This window comes from Collinsella sp. CLA-AP-H1 (assembly GCF_040092945.1).
In the GTDB taxonomy this organism is placed as follows: Bacteria; Actinomycetota; Coriobacteriia; order Coriobacteriales; family Coriobacteriaceae; genus Collinsella.
In genome coordinates this window covers 109779-127057 of the sequence record NZ_JBBNKO010000005.1, presented here as the reverse complement: position 1 = coordinate 127057, position 17279 = coordinate 109779, and the positions used below count along the sequence as shown (strand labels likewise).

The 17279-nt window shown below is 58.3% G+C and carries 16 protein-coding genes; 7 read left to right on the top strand and 9 right to left on the bottom strand.

From position 1 onward, the window contains the following. The first annotated feature begins 3 nt into the window (after positions 1 to 3). The 3 genes from AAAV44_RS04525 to AAAV44_RS04515 all read left to right on the top strand — a co-directional run bounded on the left by AAAV44_RS04525 (position 4) and on the right by AAAV44_RS04515 (position 2257). Positions 4 to 345, top strand: coding sequence for an ArsC/Spx/MgsR family protein (locus AAAV44_RS04525; RefSeq protein WP_349114769.1), 342 nt, complete (start codon positions 4 to 6; stop codon positions 343 to 345). Between the two features lie 86 nt (positions 346 to 431). Continuing rightward, a complete protein-coding gene (locus AAAV44_RS04520; protein WP_035137003.1) occupies positions 432 to 1562 on the top strand; it encodes a GTP-binding protein in 1131 nt (376 codons plus the stop codon). 95 nt (positions 1563 to 1657) lie between these two features. Further along, entirely contained in the window at positions 1658 to 2257 is a 600-nt protein-coding gene (locus AAAV44_RS04515) for a tRNA (cytidine(34)-2'-O)-methyltransferase (protein ID WP_349114768.1), read from the top strand. A 143-nt stretch (positions 2258 to 2400) separates the two neighbouring features. On the opposite strand, the gene AAAV44_RS04510 is transcribed toward AAAV44_RS04515, so the two are convergent. The 3 genes from AAAV44_RS04510 to AAAV44_RS04500 all read right to left on the bottom strand — a co-directional run bounded on the left by AAAV44_RS04510 (position 2401) and on the right by AAAV44_RS04500 (position 4971). Continuing rightward, the gene (locus AAAV44_RS04510; protein WP_118267933.1) at positions 2401 to 3048 is read right to left on the bottom strand and encodes a DUF4230 domain-containing protein; all 648 of its coding nucleotides are present in this window, start codon (positions 3046 to 3048) and stop codon (positions 2401 to 2403) included. A gap of 248 nt (positions 3049 to 3296) precedes the next feature. Further along, a complete protein-coding gene (locus AAAV44_RS04505) occupies positions 3297 to 4181 on the bottom strand; it encodes a DUF6591 domain-containing protein (RefSeq protein ID WP_349114767.1) in 885 nt (294 codons plus the stop codon). Between the two features lie 154 nt (positions 4182 to 4335). Then, a complete protein-coding gene (locus AAAV44_RS04500; RefSeq protein WP_349114766.1) occupies positions 4336 to 4971 on the bottom strand; it encodes a recombinase family protein in 636 nt (211 codons plus the stop codon). Positions 4972 to 5379: 408 nt separating this feature from the next. Here AAAV44_RS04500 and AAAV44_RS04495 point away from each other — a divergent pair, with 408 nt between their 5' ends. After that, complete coding sequence (locus AAAV44_RS04495) at positions 5380 to 6309, top strand: ATP-binding protein (RefSeq protein ID WP_349114765.1); 930 nt, start codon at positions 5380 to 5382, stop codon at positions 6307 to 6309. A gap of 41 nt (positions 6310 to 6350) precedes the next feature. Here AAAV44_RS04495 and AAAV44_RS04490 read toward each other — a convergent pair whose 3' ends face one another. The 4 genes from AAAV44_RS04490 to AAAV44_RS04475 all read right to left on the bottom strand — a co-directional run bounded on the left by AAAV44_RS04490 (position 6351) and on the right by AAAV44_RS04475 (position 12814). Continuing rightward, positions 6351 to 8846, bottom strand: coding sequence for an excinuclease ABC subunit UvrA (locus AAAV44_RS04490; RefSeq protein ID WP_349114764.1), 2496 nt, complete (start codon positions 8844 to 8846; stop codon positions 6351 to 6353). A gap of 10 nt (positions 8847 to 8856) precedes the next feature. Next, positions 8857 to 9975, bottom strand: a complete 1119-nt coding sequence (locus tag AAAV44_RS04485) for an ATP-binding protein (protein ID WP_349114763.1) — start codon at positions 9973 to 9975, stop codon at positions 8857 to 8859. Between the two features lie 93 nt (positions 9976 to 10068). Further along, positions 10069 to 12072 (bottom strand): translation factor GTPase family protein, encoded by a 2004-nt coding sequence (locus AAAV44_RS04480; RefSeq protein WP_349114762.1) that lies wholly within the window; start codon positions 12070 to 12072, stop codon positions 10069 to 10071. A gap of 253 nt (positions 12073 to 12325) precedes the next feature. Further along, positions 12326 to 12814, bottom strand: coding sequence for an N-acetyltransferase (locus tag AAAV44_RS04475; protein ID WP_349114761.1), 489 nt, complete (start codon positions 12812 to 12814; stop codon positions 12326 to 12328). A gap of 77 nt (positions 12815 to 12891) precedes the next feature. On the opposite strand from AAAV44_RS04475, the gene AAAV44_RS04470 reads away from it, so the two are divergent. Beyond that, positions 12892 to 13188: a hypothetical protein gene (locus tag AAAV44_RS04470; protein WP_349114760.1), complete on the top strand. Its 297-nt coding sequence runs from the start codon at positions 12892 to 12894 to the stop codon at positions 13186 to 13188. A gap of 48 nt (positions 13189 to 13236) precedes the next feature. Here AAAV44_RS04470 and AAAV44_RS04465 read toward each other — a convergent pair whose 3' ends face one another. Then, the gene (locus AAAV44_RS04465; RefSeq protein ID WP_349114759.1) at positions 13237 to 13941 is read right to left on the bottom strand and encodes a class I SAM-dependent methyltransferase; all 705 of its coding nucleotides are present in this window, start codon (positions 13939 to 13941) and stop codon (positions 13237 to 13239) included. Positions 13942 to 14377: 436 nt separating this feature from the next. Between AAAV44_RS04465 and AAAV44_RS04460 the strand changes: the two genes are divergently transcribed. Further along, positions 14378 to 14779 carry a hypothetical protein gene (locus AAAV44_RS04460; RefSeq protein WP_349114757.1) on the top strand — a complete coding sequence of 134 codons (402 nt, stop codon included), beginning with the start codon at positions 14378 to 14380 and terminating at the stop codon, positions 14777 to 14779. A 125-nt stretch (positions 14780 to 14904) separates the two neighbouring features. Here the strand turns inward: AAAV44_RS04460 and AAAV44_RS04455 are convergent, their stop codons facing one another. Then, on the bottom strand, positions 14905 to 15717 hold the full coding sequence (locus AAAV44_RS04455) for a putative RNA methyltransferase (protein WP_349114756.1): 813 nt from the start codon (positions 15715 to 15717) through the stop codon (positions 14905 to 14907). A 178-nt stretch (positions 15718 to 15895) separates the two neighbouring features. On the opposite strand from AAAV44_RS04455, the gene AAAV44_RS04450 reads away from it, so the two are divergent. Next, positions 15896 to 17278 carry an MATE family efflux transporter gene (locus tag AAAV44_RS04450; RefSeq protein ID WP_349114754.1) on the top strand — a complete coding sequence of 461 codons (1383 nt, stop codon included), beginning with the start codon at positions 15896 to 15898 and terminating at the stop codon, positions 17276 to 17278. The last annotated feature ends 1 nt before the right edge of the window (position 17279 follow it).

Here is a 17279-nt window from a genome sequence, read left to right as displayed (position 1 = left end):
TAAGTGAACGTGCAAATTTTTGGCACCAAGAAGTCGTTCGACACCAAAAAGGCCCAGCGCTATTTTAAGGAGCGCCGCATTAAGGTGCAGTTAATTGACCTTAAGGAAAAGGAGATGAGCAAGGGCGAGCTCACGAGCGTGATGCAGGCGGTCGGCGGTATCGACAAGTTGCTCAACCCCAAAGCCAAGGACGAGGAGACGCTCGCGCTCATCCAGCACCTCACCCCTAGCCAGCGCTTCGACAAGCTGCTCGAGAACCAGCAGGTTCTAGCCGAGCCCATCGTGCGCAACGGCAAAAAGGCCACCGTCGGTTATTGCCCCGATGTATGGGGAGCCTGGGAGTAGCTTGTGTTATTTGCCGGCGCGTGGGTATAAGAGCAGGCGTTTGGCATAAGATTCAGCTGTAAGCCATGTCTAACAAAGGAGGGCACATGCCCAACAAACCCGTGAAGATCATCATGCTTACCGGATACCTCGGTGCCGGCAAGACCACGCTGCTCAACCACATCCTCGCTAACGACGGCGGCATCCGCGCCGCCGTAATCGTCAACGACATCGGCGAGATCAATGTGGACGCCAGCCTCATCGCCGACGGCGGTCTTTCCGAGACCGACGACCTCATCCCGCTCACCAACGGCTGCATCTGCTGCACGCTTTCGGATGACCTGGCCAACCAGCTGCAGGGCATCGCCGATTCGGGCAACTTCGATTACATCATCATCGAGGCATCGGGTATTTGCGAGCCTATCCCCATCGCCTACACCATCTCGAGCTTCTGCGACGAGGCCAAGGTGGGCGGCGAGCCCAAGCTCGCGCTCGACAACATCGTGGCCGTGGTCGACTGCGCCCGCATGTATGACGAGTTCAACGGCGGTCGCGACCTGCTGGCAGAGGATATCGACGAGGACGACATCGAGAGCCTGCTCATCCAGCAGATCGAGTTCTGCTCCACGCTGATTCTCAACAAGACCGATACCGTGAGCCCTGAGCAGATCGCCGAGCTCAAGGCCATCGTGCGCAGCCTGCAGAAGGACGCCGTGATCGTCGAGGCTCAAAACGGCGAGGTCCCCATGGAGGAGCTGCTCGACACCGACCGCTTCGACTTTATGCGCGCCTACAACTCCGCCGCCTGGATCGAGGCCATGGAGCATCCCGAGGAGCACGACGACCCCGAGGTGCTCGAGTACGACATCGAGACCTTTGTGTACTCGCGCCGCAAGCCGTTTGACCTGCAGAAGTTCACCGATTTTGTTGAGCAGGAGTGGCCCGACGAGGTCATTCGCGTCAAGGGTCCGCTGTGGCAGACCGGCGATCCGGACATGTGCTACATGTTTGAGCAGGCCGGCCACCAGATGCGCCTGATGGAGAACGGTCTGTTCGTTGACTCCGCGCCCGAGGGCGAGAAGCAGAAGATCATCGACGAGAACCCCGAGATCATGCAGATTTGGGACGACGAGACGGGCGACCGTATGACGAGCCTGTGCATCATCGGCCGTCACATGGACAAGGATGCGCTCATCGCCTCCCTCGATGCCTGCCTGACCGACTGGCACCGCGCCTAGGTTTATCCAAGCGGGCATTTTTCCGCCTACGCAACCGCCAAACCACCACGAAGGTGCCCTTCGTGGTGGTTTTTCGTTCTGAGCCAAGGAGAGTCATGTTCAACATTGTGCTGTACGCGCCCGAGATTCCGGCCAATACGGGCAATATCGGCCGCACCTGCGTGGTTACCGGCGCCCGCCTGCATCTGGTGGAGCCGCTGGGCTTTTCGCTCGATGACAAGACGGTGCGTCGCGCCGGCCTGGGCTACTGGCAAAACTTGGACGTGACAACCTATGCCGGCTGGGAGGATTTCCTTGCCCGCAACGGCCTCTCCCCCGCCGACGAGCGCCTGCATCTGCTGACCAAAAAGGCACGCCGCACCTATGCGCAAAGTACCTACCGCGATGGCGACTACTTGGTCTTTGGCAGCGAGAGCTCAGGGATTCCCGAGGAGCTACTCGCCGCGGCGTCCGAGCGCTGCGAGCGCATCCCGATGCTGCGCGATTGCGACTCACTCGATAACGCCGAGGCCTGGGAAGCCCACGAGGAATCGCTGGGGCATACCGAGGACAGCCACGAGGCCATCCTTCAGCAGGATATTTGCGGCAACTTCGTCAATCCGGACGACTACCGCATCAGCGCACTCAACCTCTCCAACAGCGCCGCCATCGTCCTCTACGAAGCCCTGCGCCAAACAGGCTTTCCGGGAATGTGACAAAGGGACAGTCTCGTTGTCATATCGGACAATTGTCACATTGACACCCTTCAAACGAAATCAGAGATGCCCGCTATCGCAACGTAAGGCATCGCGATAGCGGGCATTCAGCTGAATCAGTAATTTGATTTCAAAGGTAGATATTAATCTTCGAATTCGACATTGACCCTTACGTCTGGACCACAGAACGTCGACACCTGCTTTTTCACCAGTTTTACTGCACGTTCATCAGATTTTTCCAGCATGCCACTTTCTTGAACCTTTTGCCTCTGGTCCTTATCAGCCTGCTGAAGCAATTTATTTAAATCGTCCGTACTGACCTGATTCCAATTAAGAAAACCATTGTCCTCAACGTACTTTTTAAGCGAGTTCGGATCCGTTGACAACGTCACGATCTCGGAATGCGGAAGCGTAACATTAACAGATTTTATTACCGACTCGTTGTTTTTCGAACGATGGACTTTGACCTTCAGGTTCTCATCGTCTACGTTCAGGCCGATATCCGCCTTGCCATCGATGGTCGCTACATATCGCTTAGTAGTAAATGGGTTGTTAAAACCAAACGGATTCCCTGCATCGTCAATATATAGAACCTGAGTAAAATCGTATTCGTAGGTAAGCAACTTCGTTACCGGCTTAATTTCTTCCCGAATCGAATCATCGCTTATAACGGTCTGATCGCGCGTCAACCACAGGTACACGCAGCCGCCGCAAGCTGCAATCAAGCCTAACGCCAATAGGGCGACAATTATCTTCTGGCCAATTGTTTTAAACGGATTGGAAACGCTCATTTAGCCCTTGTCCTCCAGTTGTCCTCAGGGTAATTACGGACTCAATTCATTTATATTGGGTTTTGATGTCAACCAATTCAGAAAGGAAGGACTTAAATCCAACATAATATAAATACACATTCATACGTTAATTTAATACCTATTCTGCTGCACGTAACTTTAGAAAGATTGGGGCACAGACCATAGGCCGGCGCCCCAATCCATACATAGGCATCATAACGCGTTGATCATTCGATCATATGCCCACGTTAATCAACTGAAACGCTGACGTCCATCCGCTGATCTCGGTCGCTATATCCGATCATCAGTTCCCGTCCCTTTTTATCCTTTGCGCAAAAACTGCTGTCATACGAATATTCGATGTCCTTGTATCCCTTTTTCTTGCAAGCTTTGATGTATTTGTCGTACCCATCACGATCGATGCCAAATGCGACAAACGAAAGGCAGTCTTTTTCGTCTAACGACGTATAAACGATAGGGCAGTCAGGCTTCGGCAAGGATTTTGCAAGGGCTTTTGTTGGCCAGTCATACGCCTTGACACCGCCCTTTGATGAAGTCGTATAGGTTTTCGACTTGAAACTATAGTACTCGAGATATATCTTTCCATCGCCGCCTAGATAGGCAATAGTCGCCACTGAAGGCTCCATCAGGTCATATTGATTCTGCTGGGCATTGGCGACATAGTCACCATGGGTAATGCACGGAACGCTATCAACCGATTCTCGCTTCTCGACGATTCGCTGGCTATCCGCCGTCATTTTCAGCGTTGAATAATCGTGCGCAGCCTCTTCCTCATCAAAAACGTCAGTAAACAGAAGTTTCTGTTCGTCAGTCAACTCCCCTTTCGGCTCAAACTGAATAGTGAACTGAGCAATATCGAAGCTCGATTTATTGTCATATTCAAATGTCATCATCTCGACGCCATCAACAACGCCTTCTGAGACGCTCCAGTTTAGTTGATCGATTTTTACTGAATCCTTCTTACCTGGCTTTGGCTTCTTTCCACTTTTCTTAGTCGCTGCAAATGCGCATGTCGGACTCCAGCCGCGACCCGTAATTCCGAGTGGTAGAGAAATGCCGATTAGCGCCGCCGCGCTAAAAGCCAGAACTGCCGTAAATAACTTTTTCTTCATTACATATCCTTTGGTAGTCGTTTAACCCCCCCTCGTCAAATAGCAGACGAATTGGCGACGCGGTGGCACTATTTGATTCAAGGGCGTGAACTGGATAAACATCGAGGGAAGGAGTGGGCCCTGTGCAATAAACTCCCCTCGTCAAAATGTCTAGCTAAAGAGGACGGGCAGACGGCGAACGGTCATATCCGTTCGCGTCCGCCCGTCTCCAACGATCAAACGTCGATGCGCTAACGTTCAAAAGCATTGCGGCCTCTTGCCTCGTAACCTCACCTCCTTCGAATGATTTGATGACATCGCGGTAGTTATCCGGACGTTCGAGCGTCGGTCTCCCAAATCTCACACCCCGCAGACGCGCCGACGCGATACCCTCCGCCTGGCGCTGCTTTATGTTTTCGCGCTCCACCTGAGCCACGTAGCTCAAAACCTGAAGCACTAGATCGGCAATAAAAGTCCCCGTAATTCCATTGGGTTGTTCGCGTGTATCAAGCAATGGCATATCGAGCACCACGATGGCAACGTGTTTGTCCGTCGTTAGGCGACGCCATTCATCGAGAACTTCACGGTAGTCGCGACCCAATCGATCGATACTCTTAATCACCAGAACGTCCCCTTCGCGCAGACGACGAAGAAGACGCCGGTACTGAGGACGCCTGAAGTCCTTTCCGCTCGCTTTGTCAGCATAGATCAAATTCGTTTGGACCGGAAACCGCTCCAGCGCATCCAGTTGGCGATCCAGGTTCTGATCTGCTGACGAAACTCGAGCATACCCATAGATTCTGTTTTTCATGATTGCCCCTATCAGCCGCACGATGGCAGCTTCAGCTCATCTGAGAGCCCACTCACAATAGGGCGTGCAAATTTCGCGAATGGGTTGAACCCATTTTCGAGCTCCAACGTAAGCTATTCAAGCACCGCTTCGATAACGCACGACGCCAACCTTATGCTTTGAAATGAAATTAATCGTTTTTAATTGAGATTAACTAGAATAAAATGAAATTAACCCGAGACGCTAAAGGAGGGCATTGTGGAATACCTCGAAAACCCGTTTACCCCTAGCTTTGGCGAAGTTCCTGCCCATCTCGCTGGCAGACAACAGATTATTCGGGATTTGGACCGTGCCTTCTTGAGCCAGCGCAGGCGCCCAGAATTAACCTCGATCTTCTCAGGCGCGCGTGGAACCGGTAAAACCGCTCTCATGTCGTCGCTCGCGACAAGGGCGGAATCCCACGGCTGGATTGCCGTAAAGACGACCGCGCTCCCGGGAATGCTTGAGGAAATCGAGCTCGGGGCGAAACGTGCTGCCGGCCATCTTATCGACCCGTCCAACCACTTCGAAGTCACCGGTCTCGGAATTGCACCGCTCGGCAGCATCGAGGTCAGTCGCGTTCACGATGCCTCAACCTGGCGTTATCGCATGAGCGACATCATCGACCAGCTCAACGAGGCGGACACCGGTCTGCTCGTCACGGTTGACGAGGTGGACCCGACACTCAACGAGATGATTCAGCTCGCAGCGACGTATCAGCACTTTGTGACCGATGGGAAACGCGTCGCTCTGCTCATGGCGGGACTTCCCAACAACGTATCGACGCTACTGAACCACAAGACGGTCTCGTTCCTTCGCCGCGCCCAACAATATCATCTGGGCCGCATTGCCGACTATGACGTGCGCGAGGCCTTGATTCGCACAATCCAGGAAAACGATCGCCTGGCAGATGCTGAGGGAATCGATCGAGCCGTTCGCTCGATCTCTGGTTTTCCCTTCCTATTGCAACTCGTAGGCTACCGTGCCTGGGACCTCACAAGCGATTCGAAGGAAATCTCGTCACGCGACTTTGACCTGGGAATCAAAATCGCGCGCGACGAGATGGACGACCGAATCCTCGCGGCAACCTATCGGGAACTCACGGCAGAGGACAAGCGATTCCTCATCGCCATGCTCGATGACGAGGAAGAGTCCACCACCGCTGACCTTGTCGAGCGCCTTAAGCGTTCGCCGCAGCAGGTCTCCCGCTACCGACGCCGCATGATAGACGCCGGCATCATCGGGGAGCGAGGACGAGGGCTCGTCGCATTTGAATTGCCATTCTTCCGCGACTATCTCGCAGCTCAATGCGTGAAATAGGTATCAATGAGGCAAAGGGACTGTCCCTTTGTCGCATTCGGTTATAGATAACGTCCGGTAATGCTCTTGGAGCAGGCCGCGATGTCCCCCGGCGTGCCGGCACAGACGATTTGCCCGCCCGCATCGCCACCGCCCGGGCCCATGTCGATCACGTAATCGGCGTTACGGATAAGGTCGAGATCGTGTTCAATCACGATAACCGTGGCGCCTTTGACAACAAGGCCGTCGAACACACTCAGCAACACCTGAACATCGAGCGGATGTAGGCCGATCGTGGGCTCGTCGAATACGAATACGGCATCGTCCTGCACGCGGCCCATCTCGCTCGCAAGCTTAAGACGCTGTGCCTCGCCGCCCGAAAGCGCCGGCGTGGGTTCACCGAGCGTGAGATAACCCAAGCCCAGGTCGTGCAAGGTCTGCAAGCGCGTCTGAACCTTCTTGAGTCCCAGTGTGGCGTCGATGGCCTCATCCACACTCATATCCATGAGCTGCGGCAACGTAAGCAAGCTCCCGTCCTTGCCCTCGCGATGGATATGCGAAGCCGCGTCTGCATAACGTGAGCCGCGACATGCCGGGCAGACGATCTCGACATCGGGCAAAAACTGCACGTCGAGTGATATCGAGCCCGTGCCGTCGCACGTAGGGCAGCGCAAGGCGCCGGTGTTGTAGCTAAAGGCGCCTGCCTTGTAGCCGGCTGCCTTGGCCTCAGACGTACGGGCGAAGGCGCGGCGCAGCTCGTCATGGATGTCGGCATAAGTCGCCACCGTCGAGCGCACGTTGGCGCCGATGGGCGTGGCGTCAATCAGGTTGGCGCGTGCGATGCCCTCGGCGTCGACCCAGCGCACATGGCTTGGCAGGCGCGCGCCAGTTGCCTGAGCCTTGAGTGCAGGGATGAGCGTCTCGAGCACCAGGGTTGTCTTGCCCGAACCCGAAACGCCCGTCACCGTGACAAGGCGGCCGCGCGGTATATCGACTTCGAGCGGGTTGACGGTATGGATGGCATCGGTCGCCATGCGGATATGGCCTTGATCGAACATTTCGTCGTCAGCCACCCGCGGGCGCAAACGCTTGGGGTCTGCGCGCAAAAACGGTGCGATGCGGCTGCCCTGCGATTGTTCGACCTCGTCAACCGTACCAGCGGCGATCACATTGCCGCCGCCTGCTCCGGCAACGGGGCCCATCTCAACCAGATAATCAGCCTCCGCCAACACGCGCGTATCGTGGTCGACAACAACCACGGTGTTGCCGTCGCCCACTAGGTCGCGCATCACACCCACCAAGCCGTCGACATTGGCAGGATGCAGGCCAATTGAGGGCTCGTCCAGCACATAAAGCACACCCGTCGATCGGTTGCGCACCACGCGGGCGAGCTGCACGCGCTGACGCTCACCCGTGGAGAGCGTGGCACCGGCGCGATCGAGCGAAAGGTAATCGAGACCCAGGTCGACCAGACGACGAGCCGTGCCCAAAAACGAATCGCAGATATCCGCTGCCATGGGCCGCATCTCGGGCGGCAAGGATGCGGGCACCCCGCGCACCCACTCAATCGCATCACCAAGCGTCATGGCCGCCGCCTGTGACAGATTGATACCGCGCACCTGGGGCTGGCGCGCAGCCTCGGAGAGACGCGTACCGTCGCAATCACGGCATGGGCCCTCGCGCAAAAAGCGCGCAACGCGTTTTAAGCCCTTATCGTCCTTGACCTTGGCGAGCGCATTCTCGACGGTATAGACGGCGTTGTAATAGGTGAAGTCGAGCGGCGTGGCACCCTCGCCGTTTTTGGGAACGTAAAGAATGTGCTTCTTAACCGCGGGGCCGTGAAACACGATGTCGCGCTCTTGAGGCGTGAGCTGATTAAACGGCACGTCGGTGCGCACGCCCATCTCGCCAGCCACCTGCTTCATCAGATCCCACATAAGCGTGCCCCAGGGAAGCACCGCGCCTTCGTTGATAGTCTTTGACTCGTCGGGTACCAGGCTCGCCTCGTCCACCTCGCGCATGACGCCGGTACCGCCGCAAGTGGGACACGCGCCGCCGCTATTGAAAGCCAAATCCTCGGCACTCGGCGCGTAGAACTCGCGGCCGCATGTCAGACACGTGAGCGACAGGCCTGCGGCCACGTTAAGGCTCGGCTCCAAACGCGCCCCGCAATGCGGGCATACGTGATGGGCGCAACGGCTAAAGAGCAGACGCAGGCTATTGTTGAGCTCGGTCATGGTGCCAAAGGTAGAACGCACGCCCGGCACGCTGGGGCGCTGATGCAATGCGAGCGCCGCCGGCACGTGCAGCACCTCGTCCACCTGGGCGTGTTCGGCCTGCGTCAGACGACGGCGGGTATAGGTGCTGAGCGCCTCAAGATAGCGACGCGAGCCCTCGGCATAAAGAACCCCCAGCGCCAGCGAACTCTTGCCCGAGCCCGACACGCCGGCAATGCCCACAAGCCTTCCCAGTGGAATATCGATATCGATGTCTTTGAGGTTGTGCACGCGCGCGCCACGCACCTCGATAGCCTGCGGGCTCATCTTCTGTTCCGTCACCTTTATCACCCTACTCATGCCATAAAACTCGATCGCGAATGTACGCGCCCAGCATGGGCACGGTAAACCGGACGAGGCCGTATCCGGCAGCCTCGATGACGCGCTCGCGAATCAGGCTTGCGCGATATTTACTCGCCCAGCTTTGGGTGCGGTCGCAACGCTCAATGATGTCTGCCATGCGCGTCGGCTTACCCTCGTCAGCAGCCATGGCCTCGATAAAGAGGCGTTGCGGACTGCGCAGCCCATAATACAGGGGCGCGTCAACTGCTTCGTAGAACTCGGAGACAGCGTCCGTATGGCCAGCCTCGACATCGCACACTTCGATGACCTGCGAGCCACGCCGGACAGCAGAGCGCCACATGTAATATCCCACCAGCTGAACCATGTAAGGATGTCCCATGCTCTTGCGCGCCGCAAGGTCCGCTGTCTCCGCGTCAACGTAAAGGCCAGCGTCTTTGACCGTCTGGATATATGAATCACGCACCTTGGGCAAAGAGATAGCCCCCAGCGTACGCTGCTGGGCACGTCGCAAAAACGTCACGCTCGGCTCTTCGAGCAAGTCATCAACCATACTGGGCAAGCCGGCAAAAACCAGCGCAAGACCGCGCTGGTCGCTATCGGGCAAGCCCGTGGCATCTTGATCTCCGAGCACCTGCTGATAGAGAACGGCAAGAGCCGCCAGTTCCTCGATAGACGCCGATTGCGCTTCGTCAATCGCAAACAGTATGCCCTTGCCTGGACCGAGCCTCTTGAGGCGCTCGTTGACCAGCCCTCTCAATGTCTCGCCCTTTGCTCGCGCCGCCTCGACCGACATCCGGCCAAACGACGGACCGAGCTCCATTGACGTCACAACGGGTTTATTCGAGCGAAGCGCGTCGGCCAAGCGATCGCATAAGCCAAGCGAAGCGGAATCGGAGACAACCGCCCATCCGCGCTCATTGGCTAGACGTTGCAGCTCCCGCAGGAGAACTGTCTTGCCACAGCCGCGGTTTCCCGTAATGAGCATGAGCCTACCCGGCGCTCCGGCGCCGTTATCGAGTCCTTCCTCGAAATCTTCGATGACCGACTCGCGGCCGATGAGTATCGGAGGCCGCTTGCCAGCCGTGGGCTTAAAGGGATTTGGATTCATGTCGGCCTCCTCGGATTGGCAAACGCTGCCTATAGTTATACCAACTTATACCGAGTTATACCAACAGCAGGTGACAAAGAGGCCGCCCTTCTATCACCTATGGCCGAAAAACTCGGCGTCTGCTGCTCGCCAGGGACGGAAGGTGGCGGGATCGATCTTTACGTGCGCTGCGGCGGGCACGTCATACCATTTGACCGTGTAGCCGGCGCCGTGAGAGCAAAAGACCGAGTCGGGCGTGTTGGGCAGATCGGCCTCGGGCTCATAGGCGGCCGTCTCGATTACGCGCTCGGCATCATGACAAGCCGCATAGCCGGCGAACTCTAGGTACAGATGCCCGCGACCGCTCGTGTAGGCGGCCACCTCCAGCGCGTAATCCTGCACCTCGGATGCCGGCACGCGACCCACAAGCTTTGCCCGATCGCCCGCCATCGTCGGCGGCTCGTACTCGGCACCCATGCGCGTGGCATCCGAGAGCGCCCGGCCCACGCACTCCCCCGGCACCTCGAGCTCAAAGCGATACCACGGCTCCAACAGCACAGCCGCGCCGGCCTCGCGCGCCTGCATCAAACCCTGGCGAATCGCGCGATACGTGGCCTGGCGAAAATCGCCGCCCTCGGTGTGCTTGGCATGCGCGCGGCCGCCCGTGAGCGTAATGCGCACATCGGTGATGGACGAGCCGGTCAGCACGCCCAGGTGATCGCGCTCCATAGCGTTGGTGAGCGCCAAACGCTGCCAGTTAAGATCGAGCTCGTCGGTCGAGGTCACGGTGCCAAACTGCACGCCCGAACCCGCTGGCAACGGCTCCAGACGCAGATGCACCTCGGCATAGTGGCGCAGCGGCTCAAAGTGGCCCACGCCCTCGACCGGCTGCGAAATAGTCTCCTTATAGAGAATGCCGCCAGACTCAAACGCAACCGAAAGGCCAAAGCGATCGGCCAACACCCGCTGCACGACCTCGAGTTGCACGGCGCCCATCAACTGCAGGTGAATCTGCTCCAGATGCGTATTCCAGCTTACGCCGAGCATGGGATCTTCGCCCGCTAACTCAGTCAGCGCTTTGAACACCGCGTGGACATCGTGTTCGCCCGGAAGCACCGTATAGGTGAGGACCGGCGCAATGACAGGCGCATCGCCCGCAGGCTCCGCGCCCAGGGCGTCCCCCGGGCGAACGTGCGCAAGACCCGTCACGGTGCAAATACCGCCAGCAGCAACTTCTTGGGCAAGCTCATACTTATCGCCGTTATAGATGCGTACCTGATCGACCTTCTGCTCCCATGCCTCGGCACCGGAACGTCCGGCAATCATCTGCTTGGCATGCAGCGTGCCGCCGGTCACCTTAACCCATGCCAAGCGCTCTCCGCGATCCCCGCGGCTGACACGATAGACGCGCGCGGCAAACTCCGGGAGCCACGCCTGTTCACGCATCAGCGCGCATATACCATCCAGCAGCTCGTCCACGCCCTGGTCCTTGAGCGCCGAGCCGGCAAAGCAGGGAAAGAGCTTGCGCTCGGCAACCATGCGCGACAGCGTTGCGACGGAAAGCTCACCCGCTTCAAGAAACTCCTCGAGTGCCGCTTCGTCCAACGCAGCAGCGTCCTCCTGAACGGCGCCGCCCGCCAGCAGTTCGTTGGCATCCAGGCAGCCCTCGGAAAGACGTTGCCCAAGTTGTGCCAGCAAAACATCGCGGCCGGGATTTTCCAAATCGATCTTGTTGATGAAGATGAACGTCGGGATGTCATAGCGTGCAAGCAGGCGCCACAGAGTTTCGGTATGCCCCTGCACGCCATCGTTGGCGCCCACGACTATAATCGCGTAGTCCAGCGCGCGCAATGTGCGCTCCGCCTCGGCAGAAAAATCGACATGCCCCGGCGCATCCACGAGCATGACATGGGTATCACCGTGGTCGAGCACGGCCTGCGACGAGAAAATCGTGATGCCACGCTCGCGCTCGATTGCATTAGTGTCCAGATGCGAATCGCCATCGTCCACGCGGCCGCGCTTGCGAATGCGACCCGCGTTGAACAGCATGGCCTCGGCCAACGTGGTCTTGCCAGCATCGACATGCGCCAAGATTCCAACGACCGCTTGCTTCGACATGGCTCTCCTCTTATTACAAGCCCATCGCACGCGGCAACGGGCGTTCACGCTCCACACTGGATGATACAATTTACGGGCCGGCGGGCGAAGCGGGCCCTATCCCCCGACCGAGCTCATCGCCCCGCGTTGCCGCGCGGCGATTTTCGTAGGTTCGCGCCTTGCGAAAGCCGGCTTTCAAAACAGCGCAGCGAACGAAAATGGCCCCGCCCGGGCCATTTTCGTTCGTGCGAATTGTTGACACGCGCCCTTGCTCTTATGCCTCGCGCAGCCAGTCAAACGCAACACGCGGCGTGCCGTCCGACACATGCACGACGCCGGCACGCTTAAACCCGGCCTTGAGGCTCGCACCCTGCATGGGCAGGTTGTCCTGATGCGTGTCGATGCGCAGGTGATCGGCACGCTCCTTGGCAAAGGCAAACATCGCAGCCGCGATACCGTGCACGGTGCCATCGGATGCCACACGGTGCAGCACGGCGTACGGAGCGTCGCTACGCCATTGACCGTCCTCAATTACGTCATAGCACTCGTCCGGGCCCGGTAAAAAGGCAAACGTCGCCACCACGCGACGGTCGACTTCACACACATAGCTGCCACCAGCGGCGATATCGGCAGCCAGTTGCTCGGCAGAAGGCGTGCCCTCGGGCCACTGCGTGGCGTTGCCATGCGCGCGCATAAAGGCGCGGGCCGCGTCATAGACAGCCATGACGGCGGGAATGTCGGTATCGAGGGTTTTTCTGATCATCACGCGGCGACCTCACGTTTATTGGTATCACTTTGATTGAGCAATGATACCAACGTTTTGAGAAGGGCGCGAAGCAGATGGGTAGCAAAAAGCGAGCCGCCTGGTCAAAAGCCAAAAGCGAGTTTTTGGGCGCTGCCACGGGCGGCGATATGAACGACCTGTTTGCACGCGAAGACGAGCGCCGCGACGCACTAGACGCCGAGCGCGATGAAGCCTGGCGCTACAAGTCGTGCGAGCGCAAAAACCGTTACGACACGCGCGCCGAGGCCGAGGCAGTTATGGCCGACTGCGAAAACCGCGGACGGCGCGGTTTGGCCTGCTACAAATGCGAATACTGCGGTGGATGGCACCTGACGTCGCACCCTTGGAAATAGGCGCCGCATCGGCACGGCACTGACGGAGTGCCAGCCATCGCACGCAAACTACGGGCGCGGCGGCACCAAAACATCGTAGCGAACGGCCTTGCCCGCGAGCTGATAGCTCGGCTTAACGCCGGCAAGCAGTGGCCCCTTCACCGGTCGCTTGATAACGACCTTGCGCGGGTGCACCGCAAGCGCAGCTTCGACCAGCGTTTCCTCATCGGTACACGGCTGTTCCAAATGGTGCAAGAGCTGGAACTTCTTTTTGACCGCCGCGCTCTTGGTGCGCTCGGGAAACATGGGGTCCAGATACACCACGTCGGGAGCGGCGAGCTCGCCCCGCCCGATCAGATCAGCTGTATGGCGAAGGCCGACAATGCTGTCCTCGCCCGCATGTAAGCGCATGCGCGCCACGGCTGTCGCAAGCGCCGGATCATCTGCCGCGCGATCCAAAGCATCCTTGAGGAGCGCCGCGATCACGCAATCCTGTTCATACAGATCGACGGTAAAGCCCGCGGCCGCCAGTAGCAGCGAATCCTCGCCAAAGCCTGCCGTAGCGTCAATCGCCCATGGGCGCTCGATGCCTTTTACGCGCGCAGCCTTTACCAGCAGTTCTTGCTGCAGACGGCCCTGCTTGAGTCGTGGAAGCATGCGGGTAAAATCGGCACGCAGCTCCATCGTGCCGTCGGTGAGCGTAAGACCCTCGGACTTCCCGATCAGCTCAAGCCCCGCGGCCCGAGCAACAGAAAAGGGATCGACGACGCCCATGGGCACTCCTTAGCAAGCAAAGCGAATACGTGAGCGCCGTTTGTGTCGGCACCCAACCGTTCGCTATTGTCCCACATGCGACATGGTCCACAGCATCGCAATGCAAAGCACCGCCATCAATCCCGTGCACACGGCAGCGATCACAGAATCACCCATGCGCCTTCCCAACGACCGCGGCTCACGCACTTGCCCTGCTCCGTACATCATGACTCCTCCTTGAGACCAGCTCCTTGTTACGGCCTCATCATCGCAGCGCCGCACATGGGCTGCCATCGATTTGGCTTACGTCCAGCTTTCCTTTTTGAAAGGTTGGACCGTACAGGCAAGAGACGCTTTCAAACGCATGCATCGCCCCGTTGAACTACAATGTGCTTCACGATATGTGCCGCAACCTGGGTGCGACAGATTCTCCGCGCCCGCATCGAAAGGACCAGCTATGAGCGCCGCTCGTAAGACTCTCAAAATCCTTGCCCTCATCTATTTTGTTTTGGGCATCGTCAGCCTCGTCATTGGAATCGCCGGCACCGCGACCGGCAACCTCGATTCCACGTACGGGTCGAACGCCATACCCGCTGCGGTCGTGCTGGTCGCCAAGGGCCTCATCGATCTCGCCGCAGGCGTTGCGGGCATCAAGGGCGCCAACAAGCCTTCGCAGGTGGATGGCGCGTTTAAGCTCGGTATCGTTGCCGCAATCGCCACGATTGCGCAGGCCGTGCTCACGCTTCCCGCGCTCGGCGGCAGCTCCGTCAATATCGTCACCTTTGTCATCGTGGTGTACGACCTGTTCTTTGTTCAGCAGGCGCACGCCGTTAAGGCCGAGAACAAGGACCGCCTGTAAGCGCTCGCTTCTCATAACCTCTGCAACCAAGCAACTGAAAAGGGCCGATCGCGCAGCAACGTGGTCGGCCCTTTACGTTTGCCCAGATAAAACCTACCAAAATAAACCTGTCCCTTTTTGGCAGGTTAGTGGCGGTACTCGGCGATGATGAAGTCGATGTCAGTTTGAAGGGTGTCCAGGTTTGCCAGGCGCTCTTTATCGGCAGGTCGTGTGCGGTAGTAGTACGGCGTCATCTGGAACACCGCCTCAATGTCTGCCTGGGTCTGGAGCGTAATGTTCGCAGACACCCGCTGCGTTCCGACCAACTCGAGCTCGGTGGTCTGCGGCAGCTTCTCGTCGTTAAGGTACGGCGTATCGTAGAGCACTTCCTTAAGCCCAAACAGATGACGTGCACCTGGCACGACGGTGTAGAGCGAGCCCTCGGGCGCCAGTACGCGGGCAAACTCGCGCTCGTTAAAGGGAGCAAAGAGCTCGGTCACCATATCGAAGGCACCATCGGCCACGGGGATATCCTTCATGTTGGCCACAAAATAGGTCGCATCGCCGCGCTTGGCGGCCAGGCGCACCATCTCTTTGCCCAAGTCGAACCCGTAAGCGTCCACGCCCGGCACCGCGCCCATGGCGCTGGTGTAGTAGCCCTCGCCACAGCAAATATCGAGCAGCGTCATGGGGCCATTCGTAGACGCGGCGCGCCCAGACGCCTGCTTGCGCACCAGCTCGACCATCACATCGCGCAACGGCGCGTAGTATCCACGGTTCAGAAAGTCGCGACGGCTGCGTGCCTGCGACTTGGGATCGCCCATGGAGTCGCCGCTCTTGGACGAGCGCAGCAGATATAGATAGCCCTCGCGCGCACGGTCAAACCGGTGTCCGCCCGCGCACACAGCACCGCGTTCGTCATCCACCAGCGGCTCATGGCAAACGGGACACAACAACATGGCAACTCCTTAGCGCGGACTACACAACGCCCACCATTGTCGCACGCCTTCCCCACCTAGTCATTGGAGACGTTCTTGAATGACTAGTCGTTTTAGAACGTCCCCCATGACTAGTCGATTAGGAGTATCATCGTCTGCGCAAATAAGCACAAAATAGCATGTTAGAGATTGAGAGCGTATGGCTGACACCGCATCTAAGCACATTGACATGACCACCGGATCGCTGTGGCGCAATGTTCCCCTGTTCGCCTTCCCCGTGGCCGCCACGAGCATCTTGGAGCAGCTGTCGAACCTCATCGCCACGGTCATCATTGGTAATTTCTCGGGCGACCAGGGAACCCTTGCCATGGCGGCGGTCGGCTCCAATGTTCCGCTTACCAGTCTTATGCTCAACCTGTTTATCGGCATGTCGCTTGGCTCAAATGTGGTCATCGCCAACGCTATCGGCCGCAACGATCAGAACATGGTCAAACGCGCCGTCCATACCTCGATTTTAATGGCACTCGTGGGCTTTGTCGTCATCGCGCTGGGCGAGATCTTTGCCGAGCCCATGCTCGCCGCGCTCAACGTTCCCGCCGAGACCATGCCGCTCGCCTCACTCTATCTACGCGTCTTTTTGCTCAGCATGCCCTCGATTTTGCTCTACAACTTTGAGGCCGCGATCTTCCGCTCCGTCGGCATCACCCGCATGCCGCTGCAGGCGCTCGCCGTGTCCACCGTCCTCAACATTGGCCTGGACCTCTTCTTTGTCCCTGTACTCCACTGGGGCGTCGCGGGCGTCGCCATCGCCACCGCCATCGCCTACACCGTCAGCGCCGCAACGCTCTTTATCCGCCTGCTCAAGACCGACTCCGTCGTCCGCGTCACCCCACGCGACCTGGCTATCGACCCCGTCGCCCTCAAGCGCATCGTCAAGATCGGCCTGCCCGCCGGCATCCAAAGCGCTGTCTTTGCCGTCGCCAACATCATCATCCAGTCTGCCATCAACAGCCTGGGCACCGAGGTCATGGCGGCATCGAGCGCCGCCATGAGCCTGGAGTACGTGTGTTACAACCTGCTCAACAGCTTTAGCCAAGCTTGCACCACCTTTGTGGGACAAAACCACGGTGCCCGCCAGATCGACCGCTGCACCAAGACGCTCAAGGTCTGCCTGGTCGAAGGCGGTATCGTTGCACTCACCACGATTATCGTTATTGTCGGCCTGGGGCGCGAGATCCTATCGCTGTTCAACAGCGATCCCAACATCGTCTCGATTGGCTATATCCGCGTGTGCTCGATCTTCCCGGCGTACGCTTTTAGCATGTTCTACGAAAACATGTCAGGCTACCTGCGCGGCTTTGGTATCTCGCTCACGCCCGCCCTCATCACCATGATCTGCGTCTGCGGTATCCGCTTCTATTGGGTGTTCTGCGTGTTCCCGCACTTCCGCACCTTTGCGAACATCATGATGGTCTACCCCATCAGCCTGGGCACCACGGCGTTCTTTATGGTCGTAGCGGTGCTACTTTGCCACCCGGCACGCACCTATCGCGCCACCCAAGCCAAAGCGACAGCCCGCTAAA